This is a genomic window from uncultured Nostoc sp., from assembly GCF_964245575.1.
Taxonomy (GTDB): domain Bacteria; phylum Cyanobacteriota; class Cyanobacteriia; order Cyanobacteriales; family Nostocaceae; genus Nostoc.
In genome coordinates this window covers 19,329-46,298 of record NZ_CAXTNP010000004.1, presented here as the reverse complement: position 1 = coordinate 46,298, position 26,970 = coordinate 19,329, and the positions used below count along the sequence as shown (strand labels likewise).

22 protein-coding genes and 1 pseudogene are annotated in these 26,970 nt (G+C 41.4%); 3 read left to right on the top strand and 20 right to left on the bottom strand.

Features of this window, described 5'->3' with window-relative positions:
- Positions 1-127: 127 nt before the first annotated feature.
- From ACFFAP_RS01270 to ACFFAP_RS01260, 3 genes are read right to left on the bottom strand one after another with little or no spacing between them, the layout of a single operon-like run.
- Positions 128-1,030 (bottom strand): glycine betaine ABC transporter substrate-binding protein, encoded by a 903-nt coding sequence (locus tag ACFFAP_RS01270; RefSeq protein WP_375509515.1) that lies wholly within the window; start codon positions 1,028-1,030, stop codon positions 128-130.
- The gene (locus ACFFAP_RS01265) at positions 1,030-1,662 is read right to left on the bottom strand and encodes an ABC transporter permease (protein ID WP_375509514.1); all 633 of its coding nucleotides are present in this window, start codon (positions 1,660-1,662) and stop codon (positions 1,030-1,032) included. The genes ACFFAP_RS01270 and ACFFAP_RS01265 overlap by 1 nt, the downstream gene beginning before the upstream one ends.
- A gap of 8 nt (positions 1,663-1,670) precedes the next feature.
- Positions 1,671-2,417: an ATP-binding cassette domain-containing protein gene (locus tag ACFFAP_RS01260; RefSeq protein ID WP_375509535.1), complete on the bottom strand. Its 747-nt coding sequence runs from the start codon at positions 2,415-2,417 to the stop codon at positions 1,671-1,673.
- 301 nt (positions 2,418-2,718) lie between these two features.
- On the opposite strand from ACFFAP_RS01260, the gene ACFFAP_RS01255 reads away from it, so the two are divergent.
- A complete protein-coding gene (locus ACFFAP_RS01255; RefSeq protein WP_375509513.1) occupies positions 2,719-2,937 on the top strand; it encodes a hypothetical protein in 219 nt (72 codons plus the stop codon).
- A gap of 83 nt (positions 2,938-3,020) precedes the next feature.
- Here the strand turns inward: ACFFAP_RS01255 and ACFFAP_RS01250 are convergent, their stop codons facing one another.
- The 10 genes and pseudogenes from ACFFAP_RS01250 to ACFFAP_RS01205 form a co-directional block, all read right to left on the bottom strand.
- A complete protein-coding gene (locus ACFFAP_RS01250; protein WP_375509512.1) occupies positions 3,021-3,416 on the bottom strand; it encodes a hypothetical protein in 396 nt (131 codons plus the stop codon).
- A 477-nt stretch (positions 3,417-3,893) separates the two neighbouring features.
- Positions 3,894-5,996, bottom strand: a complete 2,103-nt coding sequence (locus ACFFAP_RS01245) for a catalase (protein WP_375509511.1) — start codon at positions 5,994-5,996, stop codon at positions 3,894-3,896.
- 263 nt (positions 5,997-6,259) lie between these two features.
- Entirely contained in the window at positions 6,260-6,685 is a 426-nt protein-coding gene (locus ACFFAP_RS01240) for a hypothetical protein (protein ID WP_375509510.1), read from the bottom strand.
- Between the two features lie 94 nt (positions 6,686-6,779).
- Positions 6,780-7,985, bottom strand: a complete 1,206-nt coding sequence (locus ACFFAP_RS01235) for a zinc-dependent alcohol dehydrogenase (protein WP_375509509.1) — start codon at positions 7,983-7,985, stop codon at positions 6,780-6,782.
- 151 nt (positions 7,986-8,136) lie between these two features.
- Positions 8,137-8,331, bottom strand: a pseudogene (locus tag ACFFAP_RS01230) (cyclase); the annotation flags it as partial.
- A 27-nt stretch (positions 8,332-8,358) separates the two neighbouring features.
- On the bottom strand, positions 8,359-9,156 hold the full coding sequence (locus ACFFAP_RS01225; RefSeq protein ID WP_375509508.1) for an SDR family NAD(P)-dependent oxidoreductase: 798 nt from the start codon (positions 9,154-9,156) through the stop codon (positions 8,359-8,361).
- A gap of 143 nt (positions 9,157-9,299) precedes the next feature.
- The gene (locus ACFFAP_RS01220; protein WP_375509507.1) at positions 9,300-9,431 is read right to left on the bottom strand and encodes a hypothetical protein; all 132 of its coding nucleotides are present in this window, start codon (positions 9,429-9,431) and stop codon (positions 9,300-9,302) included.
- A 367-nt stretch (positions 9,432-9,798) separates the two neighbouring features.
- A complete protein-coding gene (locus tag ACFFAP_RS01215) occupies positions 9,799-11,727 on the bottom strand; it encodes an ABC-F family ATP-binding cassette domain-containing protein (protein ID WP_375509506.1) in 1,929 nt (642 codons plus the stop codon).
- 71 nt (positions 11,728-11,798) lie between these two features.
- Entirely contained in the window at positions 11,799-12,215 is a 417-nt protein-coding gene (locus tag ACFFAP_RS01210; protein WP_375509505.1) for a DUF1824 family protein, read from the bottom strand.
- Between the two features lie 216 nt (positions 12,216-12,431).
- Complete coding sequence (locus ACFFAP_RS01205; RefSeq protein ID WP_375509504.1) at positions 12,432-13,280, bottom strand: prohibitin family protein; 849 nt, start codon at positions 13,278-13,280, stop codon at positions 12,432-12,434.
- Positions 13,281-13,604: 324 nt separating this feature from the next.
- Between ACFFAP_RS01205 and ACFFAP_RS01200 the strand changes: the two genes are divergently transcribed.
- A complete protein-coding gene (locus ACFFAP_RS01200; RefSeq protein ID WP_375509503.1) occupies positions 13,605-15,146 on the top strand; it encodes a phytoene desaturase family protein in 1,542 nt (513 codons plus the stop codon).
- On the opposite strand, the gene ACFFAP_RS01195 is transcribed toward ACFFAP_RS01200, so the two are convergent.
- From ACFFAP_RS01195 to ACFFAP_RS01170, 6 genes are all read right to left on the bottom strand, one after another.
- Entirely contained in the window at positions 15,133-15,807 is a 675-nt protein-coding gene (locus tag ACFFAP_RS01195; RefSeq protein ID WP_375509502.1) for a hypothetical protein, read from the bottom strand. The two genes, ACFFAP_RS01200 and ACFFAP_RS01195, sit on opposite strands and share 14 nt — an antisense overlap.
- Positions 15,808-16,433: 626 nt before the next feature.
- Complete coding sequence (locus tag ACFFAP_RS01190; protein ID WP_375509501.1) at positions 16,434-16,895, bottom strand: hypothetical protein; 462 nt, start codon at positions 16,893-16,895, stop codon at positions 16,434-16,436.
- A gap of 27 nt (positions 16,896-16,922) precedes the next feature.
- The gene (locus ACFFAP_RS01185; protein ID WP_375509500.1) at positions 16,923-18,761 is read right to left on the bottom strand and encodes an SUMF1/EgtB/PvdO family nonheme iron enzyme; all 1,839 of its coding nucleotides are present in this window, start codon (positions 18,759-18,761) and stop codon (positions 16,923-16,925) included.
- Positions 18,762-19,151: 390 nt separating this feature from the next.
- Positions 19,152-19,286, bottom strand: a complete 135-nt coding sequence (locus ACFFAP_RS01180; protein ID WP_375509499.1) for a hypothetical protein — start codon at positions 19,284-19,286, stop codon at positions 19,152-19,154.
- A 122-nt stretch (positions 19,287-19,408) separates the two neighbouring features.
- Positions 19,409-21,808: a beta strand repeat-containing protein gene (locus tag ACFFAP_RS01175; protein ID WP_375509498.1), complete on the bottom strand. Its 2,400-nt coding sequence runs from the start codon at positions 21,806-21,808 to the stop codon at positions 19,409-19,411.
- 720 nt (positions 21,809-22,528) lie between these two features.
- Entirely contained in the window at positions 22,529-23,338 is an 810-nt protein-coding gene (locus tag ACFFAP_RS01170; RefSeq protein WP_375509497.1) for an ABC transporter permease, read from the bottom strand.
- 759 nt (positions 23,339-24,097) lie between these two features.
- Between ACFFAP_RS01170 and ACFFAP_RS01165 the strand changes: the two genes are divergently transcribed.
- Positions 24,098-25,183 (top strand): glycosyltransferase family 4 protein, encoded by a 1,086-nt coding sequence (locus tag ACFFAP_RS01165; protein ID WP_375509496.1) that lies wholly within the window; start codon positions 24,098-24,100, stop codon positions 25,181-25,183.
- 53 nt (positions 25,184-25,236) lie between these two features.
- On the opposite strand, the gene ACFFAP_RS01160 is transcribed toward ACFFAP_RS01165, so the two are convergent.
- Positions 25,237-26,868 (bottom strand): phospholipase D-like domain-containing protein, encoded by a 1,632-nt coding sequence (locus ACFFAP_RS01160; protein ID WP_375509495.1) that lies wholly within the window; start codon positions 26,866-26,868, stop codon positions 25,237-25,239.
- Between the last annotated feature and the right edge of the window lie 102 nt (positions 26,869-26,970).

Genomic DNA, 26,970 nt, shown 5'->3' with positions numbered 1-26,970 from the left:
GTGAAGGACATGCAGCAGGGCTTAACAATTCTTATGCAGAACGCTTCCGCATAAGATCCCGCAGCAGGTAGATAGGCCGAATGATTCTGTATAACACCATAACACCTTAATGTGGCTATCCTTGAAATTAACCTAATCCCTTCGATTTGCGAAACTCCTGGACAACATCTTTAATATCACGTAATTCCCCCTCAACTAAATAATTTAACTGTCGCATTTCATCTGCCGAAATCTTTCCAGCAAGTGAAGCGATCGCTGTTCTTAATTCGGGATATTTTTTTAATGTTTCTTGGCGGACAATTGGTACAGTTTCGTAAGGAGGAAAATAATGTTTATCATCTTTTAAGACAACTAAACCTAAGCGAGAAATCTGTCCGTCAGTGGAATTACCCGCCACCATATCTACTTGTTTTTGAATCAAAGCACGATATATCAAACCCAAGTCCATGATTTGAGGAGATTTAGCAAAACGCAAATCGTAAGCTTTCGCTAATCCTGGAAAACCATCTTCCCGTTCTAAAAACTCATAGCCGAAACCGCCGCGCCACTGCGGTGTATATTGAGTAGCTTGGGAGAGAGTTTGAATATTGTAGCGCTTGGCATCATCACCCCGGACAATCATCGCAAAAGTGTTTTCAAAACCTAAGCTTGGCATCACTTCCAGATTGAATTGCTGGGAGTATGCTTGTTTTAATTTTTCATAAACTTCTTTGGGATCATTAACTGCTTTTTGCTTTAAGATTCCAGTAAAAGCTGTGCCTGTATACTCAATATATGCATCAATTTTGCCAGCAGTAATCGCATTATGACAAACAAAAGAACCACCCAGGCGGGGACGACGATCTACTTTTAAATTAGTTGTCGCCTCAATTTGCTGTGCTAACAGTTCACCTAAAATATCTTGTTCGGTAAAATCTTTGGAAGCAACGATAATATTACCACCGCTACTATTATTTGAATTCGGCGTGCAGCCAGCGATTAAGAGTAAGACAGCAAAAGTTAAAAAGCAAAATGTCAAAAATCTTTTCATTAACTTTTAATTTTTAATTTATTTTCCATCCAGCCAATTGCAAAATCAGCCAGTAATGCAATTGCCGCAGCCGGAACTGCACCAGCTAAAATTAACTGATCGTTCACTACTGATATGCCGCGAAAAATAAACACTCCTAAACCACCAGCCCCAATTGCTGCTGCAATAGTTGCAATACCAATGGCAATTACCGTTGCGACTCGCACTCCTGCTAAAATTACTCCCATTGCTAAGGGAATCTCAACTTGTAATAATAATTGTCTATCTGTCATCCCCATACCTCTCCCAGCTTCTCGAATCGCTGGATCTACGCTAGTAATACCTGTGTAAGTGTTACGAATTATCGGCAGCAAAGAATATACAATCAGGGCAAAAATTGCTGGTACTGCGCCAATTCCACCAATTATCGGAACAGGAATGAGTAAGCCAAACAGCGCCAAACTAGGAATAGTTTGCAAAATATTCGCTATGCCGAGAATTGGTTGGCGGAGATAGGTTTTACGTGTAATTAAAATACCTAATGGAATGCCTATAAGTATGGCAATTGCGATCGCAATGCCTACCAAAAATAAGTGTTCTAAAGTATGCTGAAGAATTTCTGGAGCATACTTAACCAGGAAGAAATTTTTCATAAAGTATTTTACAAAGAACGCAGACATTGGAGAAAGGCAAGGCTTTCTGGGTGTTGCGATCGCATAAATTCATCTGTCGTCCCCAATACTACCAATTCTCCGCCATACATTAAACCAATTCTCGATGCTAAGACAAAGGCTTCTTGAATATCGTGGGTGACGAAAACAACTGTTTTGCCTAACTCTTGCTGCAAATGCCGAAACTCTTGTTGTAGTTCTAAGCGCGTAATTGGATCGAGTGCGCCAAAGGGTTCATCCATCAACAACACAGGCGGATCTGCCGCTAACGCCCTGGCTACACCGACTCTTTGCCTTTGTCCTCCCGAAAGTTCATGCGGGTAACGCCCAGCGAATTGTGCTGGTTCTAAGCCTACTAATTGCAACAACTCATGAACCCGCGTTTTTATTTGTTTAGGTTGCCAACCTTCTAAAGACGGGACTAAACCCACATTGCGTTCAACAGTGAAATGGGGAAATAAACCAATTTCTTGAATGACGTAACCAATTTTTCGCCGCAGTTTAATTTCATCCCATTGAGTTGTGGGAATACCATCAAATAAAACTTCGCCTTGTGTAGGTGTAAATAGGCGATTAATTAACTTCATTGTTGTAGTTTTGCCGCTACCACTGCGCCCAAGTAATACCAGTGCTTCTCCTTGGTGAATGGTGAAATTGAGATTTGACACCAATGGGCGATGATTGCGGCTAAAAGTGACATCGCGGAATTCGACGGCGGTTTGGTTATTTTGCGGCATGAATAGCTTTTGATGGATGCTAGCTATTGTATTATGTGCTGATTTTGCTAGCGTGCTAACGCCCAATTTGCCTTTCCTAATTGCCTTACCAGTCGTGATGCTTGACATATTTATCTAATGCTTGTTCTCTAGATTGTGAACACTCTTGAGCGTTCATTCCAACACAACAGGCGAGGGCATCAAGGGCTAATATCAAGCTTTTTGATGTTTGTCAACCAACTATGGTTAGTTGTCACTGATTTTTTCAAAGCTATAAACTTTACTAAGTGAACACTAATTTTAATTACTTGATAAGGTATTTATGATTACAAAAATTGCTGATTTGCAAGACGATTTGTTTGAAGAACTGAGTGATGCTGATTCAATGGCAGTGGTCGGCGGAACTGGTAGTGTAAATGAGTTCCTGGAGTCAACATATGGCAATGTTGCGACTACAGTAGCAAAGGTGGGTGACACACAAGGTGATGCGCGAGACCAACTGCTGAAAGACACAGGCAAATTATTATTTGGTGGTAAATAATATTACAACGCAGTAATAGATCATAAAAACGGTGTGTTAGCCTAACAGCATAACACACCCTACTATCCCACTTTTAAGACCTTCTATGCAGTTTTAACATTCTCATCTAATGCTTGTTCTGCAACATTTTTCAAACGGCTAGACCTAATTTTGCGGATGCGATCGCTATTGCGAACACCACCCGCCATCTCATACTCACTGCTATCTTTGCCGTACTTGATTGCAACTACCATCAGCATCTTCTCAGAAAGCTGACTCAAGTTTTTTTCCATTTCTTCAATTTCAGTTTTAGAAGAGTCAACTACAGACAGAGCAGTATTATAAACATCAAGTTTGTTACGTAACTGCTCAATTAACTCAATCAGTTTTTCCAGACTATAATTTTCATCAAATTTGATGCTTGGAACAATCGATTTCAGTCCGGCTGATCTTAACTGAGCTTTTTCTAAAATGCGAGATGTACGTTTTTGACGAGACATAAAATTACTCCTTTGAGATGCTGCTATAGCTAGCTTGCCTCAATTAAACTGCGTTTCGGTTCAGCATAACTAGCAATTTTGTCTCCTAAATTTTTCAGGTTATATCGGTAATTTTTCGGTATCTAATTAATAATGCAACATGAGTTCAACGACTCATATCATGTTCGCCTAGTTAGTCGAATCAAAAAACCTCTCCCTGGTTTTACTACGCAAAACCTGTCCCTCTCCGACTCAAAGAGGGACAGACTTGAACTTTAGTTCAAGACAGGGAGAGATTTGTGTTAATGCAAGAAGGCAGGAGTTAGACCGCTCCCATCACCAGAGAAACCGCTTCAGTTAATTGGGGAGTGTGTAGACGCATAAAGCACTCAAAGCATTAACGCGATACTCCTGAGACTGAATTTCTCTAGCAATCTTCTAAACTCTATGGAGGAGCTAATCTCCTCCACAGATTGACCGATCGAGTTTAGCGGCTAATTATGCTGGAACTTGATCTTTTTGTTCCCGCATCCAGAAACGATGTTGGGCGATCGCTTCAATAAATGATTTGGCGAACTCGTTGAGGTCAGATGCAGTTTTCGCTGTTACAACTCCTTTGTCGTTTTGCATGGAGCTATCAGAGATTGTTACTCCTTTAATATTTGAGTTTTTCAACAACTCTACGCCTTCAGCGATCGCAGCAATTGGCTTGCAGTGCTTAAACGCTTCGTTAATAAAGTGAATGGCATCTCCTTGCATCTGCAAAGCTTCGCTACTCCCGGCACCGCCGGCAATGTAGATCGCATCAAACAGCACAGAGGCACTTGTCAAGAAGGTTTTATCAACCATGATTTCTTGACCGTCCGCGCTCTTAATCGTACCCTTGAATTTCGATACAATCTCCGCTTGCGATCCAGCCTCTTTCAATGCAGTTTTAATTGCCATTACCTGCTCGGCATTCACCCCATCAGCCGCTAGAATTGCCACTTTGCGACCTTTAGCTGTTTTGGTAGTGTTTTCCTGACTCAGAGCAGCAGAACTTTTGCCGTGGTTCTCGCTCACCGATTGGGTAGGTGCGGGGATGCCGATACCCATTGCAACTTTTTTGGCTAACTCGTGATCTACATGATTAAACAAATTCACCATGCGCTCGCGCACGCCTTTATCTTCCACTTTGCCAAGCTCAAAATGAGTCGCTTGCACCACGTGTTCTTTCTCTGGCATAGAGAGACTATTCCAGAACAAAGTTGCTTGAGTAAAATGGTCTTTAAAGCTAGGGCTGCGTTCGCGGATTTTGTGTCCTTCTACACGATCTGGATAATGCACGAAACCTTCGCTTTCCGAAGGTGCAGGCTGTCCGCCACCCAGAGAATTGGGATAGTAGTTAACGCGGCTGGTGGGAATCTGCATCTGCATTCTACCGTCACGTTGATTGTTGTGGAACGGACACAGAGATTTATTAATTGGTAACTCTGTAAAATTAGGACTACCCAAGCGATGAAGTTGCGTGTCGTGATAAGACATCAATCGACCTTGCAACAAGGGATCGTTGCTGAAGTCAATACCGGGGACTAGATTGTTCGGTTGGAAAGCTACTTGTTCAGTTTCGGCAAAGAAATTATCGGGGTTGCGGTTGAGAACCATTTTCCCAACTGGACGCACGGGTACGAGTTCTTCAGGGATAACCTTAGTCGGGTCAAGAATATCGAAGTCGAATTTGAACTCGTCTTCTTCGGAAATAATTTGTACGCCCAGCTCGTATTCCGGGTAATCGCCCATCTCGATTGCTGACCACAAATCGCGGCGATTGAAATCTGGGTCTTTACCCCCAATCTTTTGGGTTTCGTCAAATACCATTGAATGCACGCCCAGCAATGGTTTCCAGTGGAATTTTACAAAATGAGATTTTCCTTGCTCGTTGACAAATCGAAAAGTGTGAATGCCAAAACCTTGCATCATCCGAAAGCTGCGAGGCAAAGTGCGATCGCTCAATACCCACATAATCATGTGCATAGCTTCGGAAGTCAGAGATATAAAATCCCAAAAATTATCGTGGGCTGCCGCTGCTTGGGGCATTTCATTGTGCGGTTCTGGTTTAATCGCGTGAACTAGATCGGGAAACTTAATCGCGTCTTGAATAAAGAAAACGGGAATATTGTTGCCGACTAGATCGTAGTTGCCATCTTCTGTGTAGAACTTAACGGCAAAACCTCGCACGTCGCGGACAGTATCAGCCGAACCGCGAAAGCCAACAACTGTAGAAAAGCGCACAAATACAGGCGTTTTTACTGACGGGTCTTGTAAGAATTTTGCTTTTGTATACTCCGCCAATGATTCGTAAGGCTGGAAATAGCCATGCGCTCCAGAGCCTCTTGCATGAACCACCCGCTCTGGTATTCTTTCCCGATCAAAATGGGTAAGCTTTTCTTGGAAATGGAAATCATCACGCAGTGAGGGCCCGCGCGATCCCACTTTTAGGGAATTATCGGTATCGCTAACTTTTACACCTTGGTTTGTCGTAAGAGAGTCACCCGCGCCTTCTCGATATGACGCGAGATCCTCATTTTTGGTATTTTCGTTGACTTGGTTCTGTTCAGGCACGAGATGTTATCTCCTCTGTTTGTAGTGACGATTATTCCAAAAGTATCAAGTATGATTTTTAGCTAGACTGGTTATCACTTCCCAGTACATTTGCTAACTGTTAATAAGGAAAGTTTTGGATGTTTGATTTATCTTTTGTCTGCAAGTTCTCACATTTAAGTGAATACCTACTCATTGTAACCTTCTGCTTTCTTCACTGTCCGTAGAAACTTGCAACTTCATAAACTTCTCTTTGAGAACTTTTCATTGTTCAGACTCCTCCATCAACGATGATCATCGCAGCAGAACAGGTTGAGCATCAATGCTAACACGGAAGAGCGCGTAGGGTTTTTGGCGCAAATCTCTACTTTGTAGGTATTTCGCCTGACGGTGCAACTGGTTCGCTGTGACGTACAAGTATCCGGCCACAGCAAGCGGGGGTCATGCACCACTGTTTCCCACTCTCCTCCAAAGCGGCGACGCAAGATCGCATTGTGTTCGTAATTTGTCGCGTAAATGTATCCTGCTGCGTCTGATTCGAGTCCGTCTGCACCGCCGCCTTTGTCTCCTTCATCAGTTACAGTTGCAGCAACAGCATTATCGTCAAGCGATCGCTCCACGAGGGGATCAATTTTTTTACTAACCGCAGAGGCGCAGAAAAGCCAATGCGCCCTTGCGGTTAAGAGACTTGTACCCCTACGGGGAAGCAAGCTACGCTCTTAGCGTTAAGGCAGGGTAGCAACTGGCGCGACACAGAGAGAAGAAAGAGAAGCAAAAAATTGCTTAACTGAACTGTATTGGATTTTAAGCAGCTTGACCCGGCTTGAGTACGACCTTGATGCAGTTGTCTTTCTTGTGTTTGAAGATTTCGTAGGCGTGTGGGGCTTGCTCTAGCGGCAGACTATGGGTGATTACGAACGAGGGGTCAATATCGCCGTTTTGAACGTGATCAAGTAGCGTCTGCAAATAGCGATGGACGTGCGTCTGTCCTGTTTTCATGGTTAAGCCTTTGTTCATGAAAGCACCCATTGGTATCTTGTCTACAAAGCCCGTGTAAACACCGGGAACCGACACCGTGCCGCCTTTACGACAAGCAACGATCGCTTGACGTAATACATTAGGTCGATCAGTTTCCATTCGTACCGCTTGCTTCGCCTTGTCATAAAAGCCTTCTAAACCCATGCCGTGAGCTTCCATTCCCACCGCATCCATTACCGAATCGGGGCCTAGACCCCCGGTCATTTCTTTAAGAGCTTCACCCACCTCGATTTCTTCATAGTTCAAAACTTCTGCTCCACCGTCTTTTGCCATCTGGAGCCGTTCGGGAACACGATCAATCGCAATAACGCGCCCAGCACCGAGCATGAAGGCACTTCTGATCGCAAACTGCCCAACTGGGCCGCAACCCCAAATCGCAACCGTATCTCCTGGTTGAATGTCACAATTTTCTGCTGCCATATAACCAGTAGGGAAAATATCAGTGAAAAACAGGACTTGTTCATCTGCCAGTCCATCGGGAATCTTGAATAACCCGACATCGGCAAAGGGAACGCGGGCATATTCCGCTTGACCTCCAGCATAGCCGCCAGTCAAATGGGAGTAGCCGTAAAGACCCGATGGGGAATGACCCATCATTTGCTCCGCCATCCAAGCGTTGGGGTTGGAATTATCGCACAGCGACCATAAATCCCGGTTGCAAAAGAAACATGATCCGCAGGAAATCGTAAAGGGGACAACGACGCGATCGCCAATGGCAAGGGCTTTACCTTTGTTATGGATATTTCCATTTTTAAAAGCACTGCCTAGTTCAACGATCTCTCCCATGAATTCATGCCCCAAGATGTCGCCCGGTTTCATGGTGGGGTTGAAGCCGTCGTACAGGTGCAAATCAGAGCCGCAAATCGCTGTTGAGGTGATTTTGATGATCGCATCACGCGGATTAATGATTTTGGGATCGGGTACGGTTTCAACTTCCACCTTGTTTGTACCTTCCCAACAAACTGCTTTCATCGCTTGAGTCTCCAAAGTTAAGTTGTTTGTAAAATCCGAAATCTATCTACTAAGACTGTGTTGATTTTTTGCGTCCTGCTATTTCAGCGAGAATCGGGATATAGCTGTAATCGTTGAAACCATGTAGACAACATGAAATCGGTTTGAATATTTATCCTTTTCCCCTTGGTTGACCTTCTGTTGTCGCAATCTCGCCCGTTTCCATCAGCATCTTGAAGCAGCGTAAGTCCTGATCTCCTAGCTGCTGTTCGGGTGCTTCGCCAAAGAGTTTGGCAATCGCATCTGTGATCAGTCCACCCGGTGGGTTGTATTCCATAACAACTTTCACCTTAGTGCCGCGATCGTTAAGTGTTGGTTGGAAGCGGAACACAGCTTACTTAGCTGATCCGGGTTCATTGAGCTTGCGGTTCATTTCAGCAGTGACTGTATCAGGCAATAATTGGCTGATAGTGCCCTCAATCTTCGTCTTAAGTGATTCTGCAAGTACACTATCCTTACCTGCCATCAAAGCCTCAAAGCCTTGCTTGGCAACTTCGGCGGGATCATCCTTTTTGTCCGAACCCACTTTCGTGTCGTCCAGCCCTGCTCGGTGGAAAAAGTTGGTTTCTGTAGCTCCGGGCATGAGCGCGGTGACAGTAACGCCCGTGTCCTTCAATTCGTTGCGGATTGCCTCTGAGAAGGAGTGTACGAATGCCTTGGATGCCGCATAAACTGCCTGGAATGGACTGGGCATCTGGGAAACGATCGATGAGGTAAAGAGAATTCTGCCCTTCTTGCGATCAACCATGTCTTTCACGACTCGTTTGGCAAGATGAACCGTTGACGCGACGTTTAGCTCAATCAAATTGAGTTCTTCGTGTAAATCGGTCTTGGTAAACTCGCCGCCAACACCAACACCTGCGTTGATGGCGATCGCATCTACGGGTTGCCCGATCGCCTTAATCCTGTCGTAAAGCATCTCAACTCCGTCATAAGTAGCGAGATCGGCTTGCACCGTCTCGACCTGAGCACCCAATTCTTTAAAGGCAACAGCCGCCTCATTGATGCTCGAGCCAGTAGACGTAATTAACAGATCAAAGCCGTTTTGGGCAAATTGTTTGGCAAGTTCGTAACCGATGCCACTGGAGGCACCCGTCACGACAGCTAAGGGACGGATCGATGAACTGTTCATGATTTTTACTCCTTTGCCTTTACTTTTTTTACTCCAAACTACTGATGTAGTTGCCTATGCTGAATAATTGCATCAATCTTTTAAACACATTTGAAATGACCGAAATTCTGCATTTGCTACTGCACAACGGTTACACACTTCATTTACTGTTTGTTCTTATCCATCAAATCTAGGGTGCAGTCCGGCTTGGCTTCTCTACGAGAGGTTGCACTAACGCTAACTGCTTGCTTTGCCTTGTCAACCACGGCTCCCATGCTAAAAAATTTATGTGTCACATTCGGGTAGTTGGTTGTCCAGAAAGCAATAAATAATGGTACTCAAATAAGTAATTTCCAAATTTATATGCAATTTTTAACACACTGGTATTGCTATAGTTATGGATTTACTTAGTTCAGTTTAGCTTTAGGTCATGACATTTATTTCCTAACGATGCTATTTAATTTTAGGAAGATACTTGGTTAATCATATCTAGCGAAAGGATGTTTGTAGCGATCGCCTATCTCTATTAAAGGGCTGATTACTTAAAAGAATGTTAGAGGATGTTTGAAAAGTATTGCTATTAACATCTCTCCCTGTGGGGATAGGTTTGGAGAGGAGTTTTTTGGTAAGATTTGCAACTTTTCAAACAACTTATAAGAATAATTAAGACTCCATCTCTGCCAATTCTAACCAGCGTTCAGTCGCCACATCGATCGCTTGCTTGAGCGATTCGACATGATCATAGAGTTTCTGCACTTGGCTATAATTCCCCGGTGAGACATTTGCTAGTGTTTTCTCGGTTTCTGCTTTCTGGGCCTCTAACTGGGCAATTTTACCTTCTAACTGCTCAAATTCCTTTTTTTCCCAGTTGGATAACCTACGTCGCTTTGTATTCTCTCCATCCTTGGGTGAAGCCGCACCATTTTGGACTTCGGCATTTTTGGGCTTCTCCTTAGTGTTAGCAGCCTGTTGCTGTGCTTCTTCAGCCTTCTTATAATCCAGATAAATCGAGTAATTACCTGGATATTGCCGGAGATTCCCGCCTGACTCAAAAGAAAATACTGTGTCGATGGTGCGATCGAGAAAGTAGCGATCGTGAGAAACTACAATTACACACCCGACAAAATCTTCTAAATAATCCTCTAGTACTGCCAATGTCTGAACATCTAAATCATTTGTCGGTTCATCTAAAATCAAGACATTAGGCGCACTCATCAAAACGCGCAACAGAAATAAACGGCGTTTTTCACCACCAGAAAGTTTATTAATTGGGGCATACTGTTGATTACCAGGAAACAAAAACCGCTCTAACATTTGAGAAGCAGTAATTTGAGTACCATCGGTAATTTTGATAAACTCTCCTTCTTCTTTGATGTAGTCAATCACGCGCTGATTTTCGTTTAAGGCTGTGAGCAATTCTTCCGAATGTTGGTCAAAATAACCGATGTGAATTGTTGTTCCAATTTCTGCAATGCCGGAATCTGGTTTAATCTGACCAGTAATAATATCCATTAAAGTGGATTTACCAGCACCGTTAGCGCCAATAATGCCGATGCGGTCTTCTGGACTAAATTCGTAGGTAAAATTATTGATGAGAGTGCGGCCATTGTATGCCTTAGAAATGTTATCTAATTCAATAACCTTTTTACCAATGCGACGACCAACTGTAGAAATATCAACTTTCCCCTGAACTTGTTTAAATTCAGTATCTCGCAGAGCATGAGCGCGGTCAATTCTAGCTTTTTGCTTGGTACTTCTGGCTTTTGGCCCTTTTTTGAGCCATTCCAACTCGCGGCGCAACAAGCCTTGGTGTTTACGTTGACTACTGACAGCAGATTCTTCAGCTAAGGCTTTCTTTTCCAGGTAATATGAATAGTTACCTGTATAGGTGTAAATGTCGCCTCTGTCAATTTCAACGATCCGATTGGTAACGCGATCCAAAAAGTAGCGATCGTGGGTGATCAGAAAAAGTGCGCCGCGATAGCGATTTAAATAACTTTGTAACCATTCTACAGAAAGAGCATCAAGATGGTTTGTCGGTTCATCCATGAGCAAAACATCTGGTTCTGCTAGCAACGCTGATGCTAAAGCAATACGCTTACGATAGCCTCCAGACAAAGTGCCTATTTTGGCGTCAAAGTCAGAAATTCCTAATTTAGTGAGGATGATTTTAGCATTAGTTTCTAATTCCCAAGCACCAGTCGTATCCATCCGTTGCATCACCACAGAAAGGCGAGACATCAGTTGGCTATCATCTGGATAGTGAGCCAATTTATCCGAGAGTTCTTCATACTCACGCACCAAAGCCATGTGTTCGCCACTGTCGGCGAAAACTTGCTCTAAAACTGTGTGATTCTCATCTAAATCTGGCTGTTGGGGTAAGTAGATAATTTTAGAACCAGAGTTAACTAAAATCTGACCGCTATCAATCGATTCTAACCCGGCAATCATTTTTAATAGGGTTGATTTGCCAGAACCATTAGTACCAATTAAGCCAACTTTATCGGTAGCATCAAGGCTAAAGCTGGCATCTTTTAAAATTTCTTTGATACCAAAGTCTTTTTTGATTGATTGTAGTGTAATAATACTCATAATTTTTAGTAATTTTTCATTGATCGTTAGTTAGTAGGTAAGGCAAATACCCTACCTACATTCGCTGAATTCTATAGAAATAAATCCAAGGGTAGATGTCCATACATTTCGTTGATTCCGTCTTCCTGGTAAGACTGACAAGACACTAATACGCCACGATGATGTCCAGCATAAGAATCAAGATAACATAAGCCATTTTTTCCATTTAATTTGATATAAACTGGGCCAACAGGAGTCAGTAAATTGTCTGGTGGTTCATAACCCAAAGCCAGAGAATAAGTCTTCATGGCAAGTATTCCTTCTTCTGCTGTATCAGCACAGATTCCTAAAATTTGATAATCAGCAAGTTTGGCGATCAAAATTAAGGCACTACGAATTACTGATTTTTCTGATGGCTTGAGGACAGGCGCAATATCTAGACAGTTGAATTTATGCAGTAATTTTTTCGCTTCTTCTGCGGTGAGATTCTGATGATTGGGGGTTGACATAAACTTCGATTATTGTGTTGTTGGTTTTTCTCTTGTATTGAAGTTGGGACTAGTGCCGCAAGGCGGAAGTTAAAAGTTCACACTGAGCGACTTGCCTTGAGCGCAGTCGAAAGGAGTCGAAGTGTTAAAAGTTAACAGACTTGCATTATTTGAAATGGTATGTTTATTTTCGCGCTCCTATACTAGCCCAACTTATCTAAATATTATTTACTCGAATTAAGGTTGATTTTGAACATTTCCAAGGTTAAATATGAAGGGAACACCGCTTTTTGAGTCACTACCCATCACGAGGACTTTAGGCATCTGAGCGCCGCCAGTCTTCCAAGCTTCAATTGCTTCTTTTTGCAGAACTAACTGTCCTCCTTGGGCTTTGAGTGTCTCTGCTAAGAGTCTTTGAGCTTCTGCCCTACCTTTGGCTCGATTCACATCTGCTTGTGCTTCTTGTTCTGCTTCCCGTGCTACATAAACGGCTCTTTGCGCCCGTTGTTCAGCAATTTGTTTTTCTTCCACTGCTCTGGCAAATTCTGGTGAGAATGCTAAATCAACTACGCTAGTATCTAACACAATTATCCCATATTTGTCTAAGCGATCGCCTAACGCTTGATCAAAGTCTTCTTTCAACTCACTTCTTTTGGTAATTGCTTCTTCTACTGTTCTTCTGGCGGCTGCAATTTTAAATGCTTCTTGGGTCTGGGGTGCAATGATTTTCGATACAATATTTTCTAAGGTTCCTTGTTTCCTTCTAACTTCAACTACCTTTATAGGATCGAGGCGAAAGTTGATCGCAAATCTCGCAGATAAATTTTGCAAATCCTTAGTAGAACTCTCTGCTGGCACTTCAAATTTTTGCACCGTCAAATCATACACATCTATCACTGAGATAAAAGGCGGTTTCACATGAATCCCTTCCAATAATGCCCCATCTCTCGCTTTACCCAAGATGCTGATCACTCCTGCTTGTCCTGGGTTAATAATGATAAAGGAATTTAGTCCAAAAATCACTAGTGTTGCTAACACAATTCCTAAAACTGTGCTTTGCCAATTTCCCAATTGCGGATTTTTCAAATTCTTCTCTCCAATATGAGTTAGTTATTAGTCATTAGTCGTTAGTCGTTAGTCATGAAGAGTTATTATTTTTCTCCCTGTCTTTCTTCTCTAGTCTCTAACGCTGAGTAAAAAATTTGACTTTGGCTTGAGTAAACTCAGGTACTAGTTTAAGTTTCTCATTAGTCTGTCTGAATTAAGCCTTTAATCTGAAGAAGGCAGCACTGGTGGTTTAATCTCCATCGTTTATGATGAGATTAACTAATTAGAGCGGTTTATGGATGGAGGAGCGAATGATATTATCCAAGTTTCCCTAACTGTTTTAATTTATTGTTGCAAACATATATGCAAGTTACAGATGTAGTTGTCATTGGTAGCGGTATTGGCGGTTTGAGTTGTGCTGCTGTTTTAGCACGGTATGGCTTTGATGTGATAGTCTGCGAAAGTCACTCCATTGCTGGAGGGGCTGCCCATGCTTTTGAGCGCAATGGTTTCAAATTTGACTCGGGCCCGTCCCTCTACTCTGGACTGTCTTACAGCCCCTCTGCCAACCCTCTGCGGCAAGTATTAGATGCAATTGGTTCGGAATTACCATGTGTAACCTATGATACTTGGGGTTGTTGTCTACCAGAAGGCGATTTTGACACGTCGGTTGGTGCCGAGCAATTTTGTGAAGTGCTGATGAAATTCCGTGGACATGATGCTGTAGCCGAATGGCAGGAACTCCAGCGCGTTATGGAACCATTCGCGAGTGCAGCAACTTCTATACCACCAGCCGCATTACGCTTTGATTTTGGTGCAGCTAGAACTGTCGGCCCCTTTATCCCATCTCTGACAAAACATCTGGCGAATATAATTAAGCTGACGGGCCCCTTCAGCCGGATTATGGATGGGGTTATTAAAGATCCGTTTACCCGAAATTGGCTTAATTTGCTGTGTTTCTTGCTTTCTGGATTGCCAGCAGATGGCACTAGCGCCGCAGAGGTAGGATTTATGTTTGCGGATTGGTATCGACCAGACGCAATACTTGAATATCCCATTGGTGGTAGTGGTGCTTTAGTTGACACCCTTGTACAAGGATTAAAGCGTCACGGCGGGAAGTTGATTCTAGGCGCTCATGTGGAAGAAGTGCTTGTAGAAGGTAATCGCGCGGTGGGTGTGCGTCTGCGCGATCGCCAAGAAATTCGGGCACGCCGGACAGTCATTTCTAATGCATCGGTTTGGGACACACTGAAGCTACTACCAGAAAAGGCAATACCCAAACAGTACCGCGCTAAACGACAGGCAACACCTGAGTGTGATAGCTTTATGCATCTACATTTAGGCATTGATGCTCAAGGATTACAGTCAAATTTGCGGTGTCATTATATTGTGGTTAATAACTGGGAATTGGGCATAACAGCACCTCAGAATGTTGTGGTGATATCAATTCCTTCAATTCTCGATCCATCCTTAGCGCCACCAGGTAAGCACGTAATTCATGTGTATACACCTGGTAATGAGCCATACTCTATCTGGCAGGGAATGGATCGAAGGAACCAAGAATACGCCCAAAAAAAGCGATCGCGTGCAGAAGTAATGTGGCAAGCGCTACAGCGGATCATTCCAGATATTCGCTCTCGTTGCGAAGTCACACTTGTTGGTACACCTCTAACTCACGAACGTTATCTCCGCCGTCATCAAGGTTCCTACGGCCCAGCAATTCCGGCTGGAACTGCTATGTTTCCTGGCCCCAGCACACCATTAACAGGACTGATGTGCTGTGGCGACTCGACATTTCCCGGCATTGGTTTACCAGCAGTCGCCGCGAGTGGGCTAATTGCTGCGAATACCCTTGCACCTGTTAGTAAGCATTTAGCAATGCTTCAAGATATCAAGTGCATTTAATTTTTTGAGTATAAAATCTTGTTGCCAAGAGAGCTGCACCTGCTGCCAAAACTGCTAATACACTGTCAGGTTCGGGTACGGCAGCAACTTCAGCATCAATTCGTGCAGTTCCAGCAAACAAACCTGTCAATTCAGGTTTTTGCAATATATTAGCAAACTCTGGAGAAACCAGCAATTTAACATCAGGGATGGTTAAATTTTGACCATCAAATGCCACAGGTTCTGTAATACTCAAATCAAACAAAATTGTATTTAGAGAAAATGTGTCTCTTAAAACAAATCCGCTGCCACCTGTGACAGTACGTCCCGGAGCCAGACCAATTGATAAGTTACCAACAGTAAGTTGATCATTGAAGGTAACAGTACCAGTACCCTCGATTGTACCTGAGAGCGGAGTAAAACCGCCCTCGTCACTAAACGTGAAGTTAGTATCTGAGTCGATGTTGAAGCCAACTAAGTAATTGCTGGGAATTGGTGCAACTGTATTATTAGTGCCTGTTATGAGCAGCCCGATACTTTTAAGAATCTCCTCATGGTCACGATCAATGCTGGTGACTCCAGATATCACTTTAAAAGTTGCAGCTTCTACCTGTATGGGTGTAATTGACATAAAAGCTGCTGTAGTACAACTAAGAATCCCTGCAAACTGAAAAAAACGCATAGATGCTCCTTATGTTTGTAGTTTATTTTATCTGAAAAAACGCTCTTGATTAATCTAAAACTTTAAGACTTATAGCTACAATACTACCTTTTAAAGTTAAAATAACTCTTTTTTAAAGTTTCTATGAAGTAACGGTAAAGCTAATACCAAAATTTAAATCATACAGTTATAAATACAAAATTAAGTAAGTGGTTAAAAATAAATATCACTGGTCAAGATGGAGCATAAACTCTGAGAAATAAGGCATTAAGCATAGAAAACGATAAAAATATAGTTACGTTTAATCATGTCCACTTCCAATTTTTTAGCCTTCAACCTAACAATTAGGCTTTGGTAAAATATAAGTTTTACCTCTAATATTAATAAGTTATTAATAAGTTTAGGGTAAAAAGTGAAGTACTGTCTTAAAAGCTATTTATCAAGTCAACCTTAAGTAGGGTGGATTAGGCATCCATGTTATATTACTAGTTATAAGCTCTACCAAAATATGCGCCTAACACAATGTTAGTTGCTACAACTTTGGGAGAGTTTGCAACGCAATGCCTCTCCTACATATACTTAGATTTTTTCAAAAATCAAATATGAGTTCTATAGTTTGATTTATTCTCGCCGTTTGACTTCTTGGTTCACAGGCTTGTTCTAATCCACCAACTTATTTTCTCCAAATTAGAATCTATTTCCTGCCAAAAGATTGCTGATGAGTCTGCTTCTCTTGTTGCTGCGAGGATTTTATCTATACTGTCGAAGTTTTTTAGAATCAACTGCTTATCTAGTTTAGGAATATCTAATTTAAGATATTTTAGCCGATTGGGTAATTCTACTTTCTCTTTTGTCGGTAAGTGATAAATCTGAGCAACTAGTTCTATAATTTTGTCTACTGATACAATGACTTCTTCAATACTCGGTTTTTTCGTTTGTAATTGTAAATATTTTTCTTCAAAGGCTTCTTCTTGATTATCTAACTTTACTAGCACTATTTTGACGAAGAAAATATTGTAATCAATCTCACTTACTTCACCTAGTTTATTCTGATATTCTCCACTTTTATTAATAAGTACTATGTCACCTTTCTCAATTTTGTCTTTCATAATTACTACAGCCTTTGAATTAAATTGCTAAATAATCTCCTCTACAGAAAATACTACTCTAAAGCCACAAACCCTCAGTCCACCGTCTGACTCATTCCAGCTACGGCTAGCGCTGCGACACAGTTCTGCATTAAAACTCCAAGAACCACCGCGTAGCACTCGGCGATTAATATCACCGCCAACTTCCCAAGGTGTTCCATCTGAGGGTGCGTCGCTGTAATTGTTGTGCCATGAATCAGCGCACCATTCCCAAACTAGCCCGTGCATATCGTACAATCCAAAGGCGTTGGCGACTTCAAAACTACCGACGTTTGTTGTTTCTTTACGGAATTTGCTTTTTGGTTCGATAGTGCAACTGACTAACTCAGAAGTAATGCTTTCGCCAAAGTGGAAGGAGGTTGTAGTTCCAGCCCGACAAGCATATTCCCATTCAGCTTCACTCGGTAAACGATAGTCGCGTCCAGTTTTTTCTGATAGTCTGAGACAGAATTCTACAGCCTCATACCAAGATACATTTTCCACTGGTCTATCTAAACCTTTGAATTTCGACGGATGGGGATTTAAAGCTTGTTTGACTTTGGGTAAAGCTGCTACTATTCTCCACTGTGCTTGAGTTACGGGAAATTTCCCCATAAAAAATGGTTCAACGGTAACTTTATGTCGAGGACGTTCGTCAGCATCTCCTTCACACTCCGGTGAACCCATCATATAAGTACCGCCAGGAATCGATACCATTTCTAATGTGACAGATTTACCCAATTCTTCGGCAAAGAAGTTTGCATTACAACTTATGCGGTTTACTTCTCTACCACCTGTGTCTACTGTCACTACGTCAAATTCAAAGGATTCTAAGGGGGGTAATGGTACTATTACTTTTTGTGGTAGTGGCGGTAATATGAGTGGAGACATCGAAACAATTTTAAGGGCAACAGGTTCAATGTTCGATGTTGCAAATTTCAAATCGTTGATAACTTCTACTGCTGTTTGATATCTTTCACTAGGTAAATGTTTTAGTAATTTATCTAAAATTTTCCCCAAGTCGTCGCTGATGGTAATAGCTTTTTCTTGTAACCGTTCGCGCCACAACCACTTAGCGTTCATGGCATCATAAATAGGGTCATTAATCTGTCCAGAAGCATCCTGCAAAGGCAAACATCGAGTTAAAAGACGCACGCAAGTTACACCTAAAGCATACAAATCGCTGCCATGGCAAGCAAATCCAGCCATTTGTTCGGTTGGAGCATAACCAAGGGTATAAATTACTGTCGCTTGTCTTCCTAAACTGGTTTGTGTTACCTGTTTAGCACCGCCAAAGTCAATTAATACGGGTTTTTTATCACTTGCACGGCGGATAATATTTTCTGGTTTGATATCCCGATGAATAACATTATGATTATGAATGAATTCCAGTACTGGCAATAAATCAGCTAAAAGTTCCCAAATTTGTGCTTCACCATAGATTTGTTGCTGAACTTCTTGTAATAGAGTCTTTCCTTGAATAAATTCTTGTACGAGATACAAGCTAGCACCTTGTTCAAAGTAAGCTAGTAATCTGGGAATTTGGGTATGATTTTCTCCCAGTTCATACAACCGAAAAGCCTCTTCTTTAAAAAATTCTGCTGCTTTGGTGCGTTGTCCTGTTCCTTGAAATTGTGGGAAAAATTGCTTGATGACGCAAGGCGCGTTTAGTCTGTCTACATCTTCTGTAGCATAGGTTCTGCTAAATCCACCTTCACCTAAAAGTCTCAATACACGGTAACGGTTTCTTAGAAGTTTGCCAAAGTTGCTTTGTCCGCAACTCACGCAAAATCTATTGCTATCAGAGTTGAATGGATTTGAGCAATTGGGATTTTGGCAGATTTGCATAATGAGGGGGAAATAGCATCTTCTCCAAAGTTAGCCCCAATGTTATCTAATTGAAAACAGTTATGTAGAGAAGCGAACACGGAAGTTTAGTCATGTATTTAAAATTGCTCTAATTCCTTCTTTTTTAAGGAGACTTAAGGAGTATCAACTAACCCAAGGGTATTGTGCTTAAAACTATCTTTTACATGAGAATATAAAGATGATTAATAATTAAAAATTAAATAGAGTTAAATTAGGGCATTGAAACTATGAAAAAAACTAATCTCAGTGTTTTAGCTTGCCATAATGCACCCTACATTTTAATATAGCGGTTGTTCACTATCTAAAAAAGTTCGTAAAGAACCAATTAAAGAATTCAAAATTTAAGAGAGTTACATAAGATAATAGAACTTATGCATCAGGTACGAAATGTAGGGGCAATTCATGTAGACGCAAAGCGGTGAGTGGATCGCAGTCTTCTCTACGAGACGCTGCGCGATGGCGGTTCCCGTCGATTGCGATAGCGTAGCGTAAAGCCTGCGGCATGGCTTCGCTTAGAGCGAGTCTTCGAGCGTCACCCCTGAACCCAGAGGGCTTAAGGCAGGGTATTGCCCCTACGGGAAAATAAGGGTTTCTGCTATTGTTTACGTAAGTCCTGATCAAATAACTTAGTTGACCTTACGTTGGAAAGTAAATGTTCCAGACTGTCCAGGTTGAAGTGGCCCAGGAATTGTGTCTAGATAAGTGGTGATATCAACGCCTATCGCATCCGTTACTGCTACTCCCAAATTTAGATAAGTTACAATCCCGGCAGAATCAATTGCAGTACTAAACACGTGGCTGGTATCTACTTTTCCATTGTTATCATTGTCTTTCGCCCAGTTATTATTAGTGGAATTACCATTTTCAGTAATAATGATTCCAGTTGCATTCAGAGTAGCGTTATTTGAGCCGATGGGAACTGATGAAATATTAGTATAAGTAATGCGATACTCAATAATATTGCCTACACCAGGCTTTTTCACTGTTGTACTAAAAGTGCTATCATTCACAGCAACAGCAGAGCCACTTCCTTGTAAAATCCGAGATTCTTTTACAAGTTTCAAGAAACCTGTGTAAACTTGGTCAACTGTATTATTGTAAGATTCTCCAGAGTTAAAGGCTCCATCATTATTACTATCCACAAAAGCTCGAATTGTCACAGGAAAAGCTTTACCCGTATCTGTTGATAGAGGCGTTCCTGCTGGTAAATCTACAGTTACGGTGTAATCAACTGGCAAATTATTGAGGGTTGGTAGGACAATTCCTAAGCCAGAAGTCAAGGTGAACACAGTGCCATTGTATGTGTAAGTGGCAACACTGACTCCAGAGGTCAAGGTTACAGTTGTACCTGATGGTAGGTCACTTGTATTGGTTGGGGTAACTGGTATTAGTAAAACATTACTCAACAGAGTTGGATCGGGGTTTAGTATAGTATTCAAGAAGCCCACAGGAGCAGGATCAATGGTAGATCCTGGCGGCAGATAGAGGGGAACGATCGCTGATTGGTTTGAAAAATCATTATTATTATCAGTTGCTCCCACAGCGTTAGGAAACAGGTGCGGCCCATTCAAAATCGAGGTTTGGGCAGTCATCGTAAAGGTATTAACTTCACCTCCGGGCCCTTGACCTGTGTTGTTATTACTAGTATCTGCCCCTTGAGTAGCAACATTTGCTACCCCATTATTCGGAACATTTGAACCAACAGTACCATCATCATTAAAGTTGCTAGGGCTTTGGTCGCCTGACTCATCATAAACTAGCTGATTGAGTGCATCACCTTGAGTTTGACCAAAGCTTTGAGCAATATTAGAAATTGTAGCGGTAGAAGTTAGAACGCCATTTGTCACTACTTGGAAGGACAACCCATTCACTGTTGTACCTGCGGTGAGAGTGCCAGATTTCACAAATCCAATACGAGTTACCAACGTTAAATCAACGGGGACAATAGTAGTCCAAAGAGCATTATTCGCCGTCACTAGTGTAGGTGTGACAGTGTAAACAACACTCCAACCTGTAGGAGGAGTAACTACGCTTGCTAAGTGAGTATTTACAGGAATAGCATCAGATACCAAAATCTTCGGACCAATCAGCCCATCTACATTGATATTAGTACCTACCAAATTTGCGGGAGTTAATCCTGTACTACCTGTGGGACTTGTGGAATCAATTTTTAGACTCAAATCGTAGGTCAACTTATCATCACTTAGATTGTTGGGTGTACCGGAATCTGAATACCCAGAACGAACTTTTAAAACTTTAGCAAAAGCCTGTGGAGTCGCAGAGATAGTAGTTGTTTGTATAGCACTAGCTTCTCGTTCTCCATTCAACGGTATGCCTGCTGTTTCTCCTGCTGTTCCATCTAAATTATCAACGGTGCGGACTTCCGTAGCGTTTGAGCCATCAGGACTATCAGGTTGATTTTGGGTAGTATTACTGTTATCGTTAGGGCCTGTATCACCTAGTAAGACGGAGATAACAGAACCCGGTGTTGCTAAAAGATTAACTGTGACAGGAACACGTACTTTAACAAATCCACTGACAGGAATGGAACTAGTGGTAAAACCAGTGTTAGGAATAGTAGTTTCAAATGTGCCGTTACCATCTAAATCTGCGGTGATTGCGCCAGCTGTTGCTGACCCTGTAATAGTAGCTTTACCTGGAATAAAGAAACGGGTAGGATCATTGCCCACATTAGTAATCAAAAAATCGTAGTACAGCAAATCGTTAGATACAACACTACCACCTGTTGTATCTGTCATACCTTGAGAAGTCACTGTAATTCCTGCTGTCTCTGCCACAGTTATTGTTACAGTATTGGATGTAGTTTTATTAAGAACATTTACACCCAAATTATTTACGTAATTATATTCAGCAGTTGCAGTGTTGTCGATAGTAGTACCAGCCGTTGTACCATCTGCCAGAGAAGGCATTGCTAGTGTAAATGACCCTCCTAAAGAAATTACTGCTGCTAATAAAAAACGGTATTGATGCAATTTATGAGCGAAAAATTTACGTGATATTTTCATGATTTATGAGGCGATTTTCATTCATTTTATTTTTGTTATCTAACATTTTGCACCCCTTATTTTCTGACTTTTCCCGACGGCGGGAAAAGCTTACTTCTATTTCTCTCTCCTTTTAGGAGAGAGACTTTGAATTACCCCCTTCCCGCCGTCGGGAAGGGGGTTAGGTTTTTGATGACTTTTCACGTTATGTGGAAAAATCAGCTTGTTTTGAAATTATTTTTGGAGAGTAGACACTGCTTAATATTCGCTCAAATACTGATTTTTAAGTTGTAAGGACTGCTCACTCTACGAATATTAAGACTGGCTGATTTGGAACTGAACTTCATACATACCAGTTTGTTTGTAAAACTAATACTTAACAAGCGAGAATTTACTTAATTGAAAGTATTGCCAGATTTTAAATAATGGGTATAAATACAGCGAGAATTTACTTAATTTAAAGTATTGCCAGATTTTAAATAATGGGTATAAATACTAATTATGTACCCTTGAGCCTTAACTTAACTCAGCACTCTCTATGCTGAATGGCATTAAAAAAAGCTGAAAAATTTGTGGTTTAAGCGGTTTGTAATAGCTTATGTAATTCAGATTAAATACAACTTCAAGAATTCTTAGTGTTGTTATCTGTGATTGAATCAGGTACGATACTCAAAGGCTTAGAAACTGCGATTCCATCTGATGCTATTGAACAGGCGAAGATCGTAAAGATTGATTTGACTCTTATTTGAAACTTTTATTCTCTCCAGAAATGCGAATTAATTCAGCTACAAGAGCAGCGATCGCAGATACTGTAATCAACATGACACTCAATGCGTTAATATCAGGCTTGACTCCCGATCTAATGCGGCTAAAAATTTCCATTGGTAGGGTGTTATAACCACTACCAGCAGTAAAACTGGCAATGAGAAAGTCATCTAAGCTGAGGACAAAGGCTAAGAGACAACCAGCTACAATACCAGGCATTAATTGAGGTAACAATACTTTGATGAAAGCTTGCATTGGTGTAGCGCCTAAATCTAGTGCTGCTTCTTCTAAGTGAGGATCTAAATTGGTAAGTCGGGAAGCAACCACAAGTCCGACGTAGGCCAGACAAAACACGATATGGGCTGCAACTATCGTCCATAAACTCAAAGGGATTGCAAAGGCTGCTAGACATACTAGGGTAGCCACTGCGATCGCAATATCGGGAATAATCAATGGTAGGTAAGCAACACCCTGATACAATCTCTTACCAGGAAATTGGTAACGCGCCAACCCAACCGCCATCAAGGTTCCCAGTACTGCTGATATTGCCACGGCACAACCACCAACTATTAAACTATTTTGCAAAGCTGATAAAATGCGATCGTCACTGAATAACTTGCCATACCAATCGAGAGTGAATCCTTGCCAACTTGCACTGTAAGGTGACTGATTGAAGCTATAAAAGCTAAGTACCAGTATGGGCAGGTACATGAACACAAACATCAGCACTGAGAAAACCGCCTGCCATGAGACACGCGGTTTTTTGAGAGAAGGAGAGATATTCACGTTTATATTTGATTTTTATTGATAGAAGTACAAAATATCATATTTTGTGTAATAAGTCAATATTTTGACTAATCAAAAATCTATTTTTGTGCGCGACGAGCTAGGCTTTTGTTACCTGCATAAGATTCGAGATAAAATTCCTGATTTTCTGTTTCAGACAAACTAATGTTAAGAAGTAATTCAGCAAAGTGCCTTGCTCCCAATGGTGTCCCGAAGCCACGTATAACAGAACGAATCTTCTCGGATTGCTATAGAAGCTATCTTGCCAAAAAGTTTCTGTAGTTTGTCCATTCACCATACTTCCTATTTCACGAAAATCTACCCTTTGGGCGGCTACGGGTTATCCTTTAGAGTAGGGAAAGCCGCCCAAAGAGTATCTACGCACTTTATTCTTTAATTAACATTTTAAAATCAGATAAGTGACAAGCAGTAATAGAGCTTTTTCGCCCATTATCAGCATTTAAACGCAGGTTTTGACGATTTTAGCAAGTTACTATTTATCCAAAAATCTATATTTAAAATTGCACCAACTCACCAAATATTAAGAATTTAGAATGTATTTACCTCTTTAAGTAGAGGGTAATTTCCGTACAAAGATAGACAAAAAATATAGAAGTAAAAGCATAATATCTTGATAGAAGTGTTAATAAGCTTAGTATCTCAAGTTACTTTTGGATGCAAAGCCAATCAATTACAAGCACTACAGCAACAGAAAAGAAAAACTTTTAATTCAAGTTTATATTTGTTAGGAGGTTTGTCATGCGAATAGCTCAAATAGCCCCACTGTGGGAGAGAGTTCCACCTCCAGCTTATGGTGGTATAGAGTTAGTAGTCGGGTTATTGACCGATGAATTAGTTCGACGCGGACACGAAGTAACTTTATTTGCATCGGGAGATTCTATCAGTCTGGCAAAACTAGTCTCAGTTCATCCCCGTGCTCTTAGACTTGATCGCACTATTAAAGATTACGGCGTTTACGAAATGCTGAATCTAGCTTCGGTTTATGAACGGGCAGAAGAGTTTGATATTATTCACTCCCATGTGGGGTGTGGGGCGCTATCCTATGCGAATCTCGTCACAACCCCTACGGTTCACACGTTGCACGGGATTTTTACCCCTGATAACGAAAAGATGTTTACTTTTGGTAAAAAGCAACCCTACGTTAGTATTTCCGATGCACAACGAGAACCAAGGTTAGCGTTAAACTGTATAGCAACGGTCTACAACGGAATTGATGTCAGCAGTTATAATTTTCATGCGCAACCAGAAGTTCCGCCCTACCTAGCGTTTTTAGGTCGCATGTCTCCAGAGAAGGGAGCGCACTTAGCAATAAAAATTGCAAAACTTGCTGGTTGGCATTTAAAAATGGCAGGTAAGGTAGATGTCGTTGATGCAGAATACTTTGAGAAGGAAATCAAACCGCACATTGACGGCAAGCAAATTGAGTATCTGGGTGAAGCTAACCATACTCAAAAAAATGCCCTTATGGGAGGTGCAGTCGCAACTCTATTCCCTATCACTTGGCGAGAACCATTTGGATTGGTGATGGTGGAGTCAATGGCTTCGGGTACACCAGTGATTGCGATGAAATTGGGTTCTACTGAGGAGATAATTTCTCACGGCAAGACGGGTTTCCTCTGCAATGATATTCAAGAATGCATCAGTGCTATTGATCGGGTAATAGAATTAGATCGCTATGCCTGTCGCCAGTATGTCGAAGATTGTTTCAGCATGAAGCAGATGACTGATGGCTATGAGGCGGTTTATCAACAAATAATAGCAAAACGATTTTCTCAGAATGGGCGATCGCGCAGTTTGCTTAGTTTAGCTAGCGATCGCATTTAAATATCACATTGGTGTAATTTTACATGTTTTTAGGGACGCACATCTCTGCGTCCCTACCAAATCAAGCGCTCACCCCATTTTTCCAATGTCTTCGCCTTAATCCCTGGAACTCGTTTTAAGTCTTGTAAGGATAGAAATTTTTGCTGTTGACGGCTAATAATTATCCGTTGTGCTAACTTCTTACCCACACCAGGGAGAGTTACTAATTCTTCTTGACTTGCAGTGTTAATATTTATTTGTTTAACTGCTTGTAGTTCACTTGATGAAGAACTTTTTATCTGTGGACACTGTGTTTGTTCTACTTTAATCTTTTCTTGAATTTTTGGTGGTAAGCCGGGTTTAACTTTGGTATAAAGACGAGCAAATTCGCGCACATAATGGGCAGCAACTATGGGACTTTCAATCACTACAAGCGTCTCATCGTTACCATTATTGGCAGCATCTGACCAATTATGAGAACCTGTAATTACTGTTTGACTATCAATAACACCAAATTTATGATGTAATAAATCGCCTTTGGGTAATACAGGTACGCCTACGGTTGTAATTGGATTTTGCCAAGGATGGTTATCAAGTTCATATTTACATTTGTTACTAAGAGCAACCCCCATCATATCCAATGCTTCGCTATAAGGACGATAGGCAAATTGTGGTTCAATTAAAGCGCGAATTTGCACACTTTCTTGATGGCGTTTTTCTAAAATATTGGCAAGACGCTGATCGGAAAGGACAAATAACGCCATATCAACAGATTTTGTTGCTGAATCTAAAGTTTTGCCAATTAAACCATTGCTAGTGTTACTCCAGGGTTGAGTTGGGGAAGTAGGGGAAAATTGCACAGTAAGTTGGGTGTTCCCTAAAGTTATTTGTTGAGGCGATCGCATCGGTTTTTGCAAACCAAATTTACTATCTGGCTTACCTCCTGGGCCATCTCCCCACATAATGTTAAACTCTTCTGTAAATAAAGATGCTAATTCTGGGCTGTCAATTTGCAATAAGTTATTGGCATTGCCTAAACTGCTGGAATTTGTGAAATCACCATAAGTATCACTTAAAGTAAAATTGGCTGAAGTTATAATTACAATGCGATTATCCACAATCACAAATTTGTGGTGCATCAAACTGCTACCTGCTGAACCATCTGCTTGATCGTCTATCCAGGGAATTTTGGCATTTTGCAAAATTATCAAAGCATCTCTTTGATTTATTTCTGGTGGACTGAGTTGATTATCTTGGTTAATATCGATAAATTTGCGAAATTCGTTGTAACGTTCCTGTTCCCTTTTATCTAACTTACCTACTTCAGTAGATGTTAAGCTGCTCCAAGGTCGGCTGTAGGTATTTTCTAAAATTATCCTGACTTTTAGCCCAGCTTTTTGTCTATCAGCCAGTGCTTGGGCAATTTTGGGTAAACGTAATTCTTGTACCGCCACATCTACTGTAGATTTAGCTTGCGTAATAGCATTGACAATCTGTTTTTCTAAATCATCCCCAAGGCGAGTTTGCTGACGGTAAGGTTCTTTGTATTCTGAAGACTCAGAATGGTTAAAGTAAACTTGAATTAACGGATCTTGTGGTAAAGGTGCTGGACGCTGATTGAAAGACTGGACTCGTTGACAAGCAGCAAGGGGAAATATCAGTAAAAAGATATATAAAAAATATCTTCGTCTAGAGATAAGTTGCACTGTAATCTGTTAAAAGTGAATTGGAAGTGGACATATTTATCATTCCCAAAATTTTGTCTTCTGAATTAGGTAGAAAAATAACTTTCCAAGTAAAGGGAAAAA

Excerpts from the sequence above, each read along its gene's own strand:
- ACFFAP_RS01260 (WP_375509535.1), bottom strand. The coding sequence starts at position 2,417 with ATGCCGCAAAATAACCAAACCGCCGTCGAATTCCGCGATGTCACTTTT.
- ACFFAP_RS01210 (WP_375509505.1), bottom strand. The coding sequence starts at position 12,215 with ATGTCAACCCCCAATCATCAGAATCTCACCGCAGAAGAAGCGAAAAAA.
- ACFFAP_RS01270 (WP_375509515.1), bottom strand. The coding sequence starts at position 1,030 with ATGAAAAGATTTTTGACATTTTGCTTTTTAACTTTTGCTGTCTTACTC.
- ACFFAP_RS01175 (WP_375509498.1), bottom strand. The coding sequence starts at position 21,808 with ATGAAAATATCACGTAAATTTTTCGCTCATAAATTGCATCAATACCGT.
- ACFFAP_RS01265 (WP_375509514.1), bottom strand. The coding sequence starts at position 1,662 with ATGAAAAATTTCTTCCTGGTTAAGTATGCTCCAGAAATTCTTCAGCAT.
- ACFFAP_RS01235 (WP_375509509.1), bottom strand. The coding sequence starts at position 7,985 with ATGAAAGCAGTTTGTTGGGAAGGTACAAACAAGGTGGAAGTTGAAACC.
- ACFFAP_RS01180 (WP_375509499.1), bottom strand. The coding sequence starts at position 19,286 with ATGCCGCAGGCTTTACGCTACGCTATCGCAATCGACGGGAACCGCCAT.
- ACFFAP_RS01200 (WP_375509503.1), top strand. The coding sequence starts at position 13,605 with ATGCAAGTTACAGATGTAGTTGTCATTGGTAGCGGTATTGGCGGTTTG.
- ACFFAP_RS01190 (WP_375509501.1), bottom strand. The coding sequence starts at position 16,895 with ATGAAAGACAAAATTGAGAAAGGTGACATAGTACTTATTAATAAAAGT.
- ACFFAP_RS01255 (WP_375509513.1), top strand. The coding sequence starts at position 2,719 with ATGATTACAAAAATTGCTGATTTGCAAGACGATTTGTTTGAAGAACTG.
- ACFFAP_RS01225 (WP_375509508.1), bottom strand. The coding sequence starts at position 9,156 with ATGAACAGTTCATCGATCCGTCCCTTAGCTGTCGTGACGGGTGCCTCC.
- ACFFAP_RS01215 (WP_375509506.1), bottom strand. The coding sequence starts at position 11,727 with ATGAGTATTATTACACTACAATCAATCAAAAAAGACTTTGGTATCAAA.
- ACFFAP_RS01195 (WP_375509502.1), bottom strand. The coding sequence starts at position 15,807 with ATGCGTTTTTTTCAGTTTGCAGGGATTCTTAGTTGTACTACAGCAGCT.
- ACFFAP_RS01250 (WP_375509512.1), bottom strand. The coding sequence starts at position 3,416 with ATGTCTCGTCAAAAACGTACATCTCGCATTTTAGAAAAAGCTCAGTTA.
- ACFFAP_RS01165 (WP_375509496.1), top strand. The coding sequence starts at position 24,098 with ATGCGAATAGCTCAAATAGCCCCACTGTGGGAGAGAGTTCCACCTCCA.
- ACFFAP_RS01185 (WP_375509500.1), bottom strand. The coding sequence starts at position 18,761 with ATGCAAATCTGCCAAAATCCCAATTGCTCAAATCCATTCAACTCTGAT.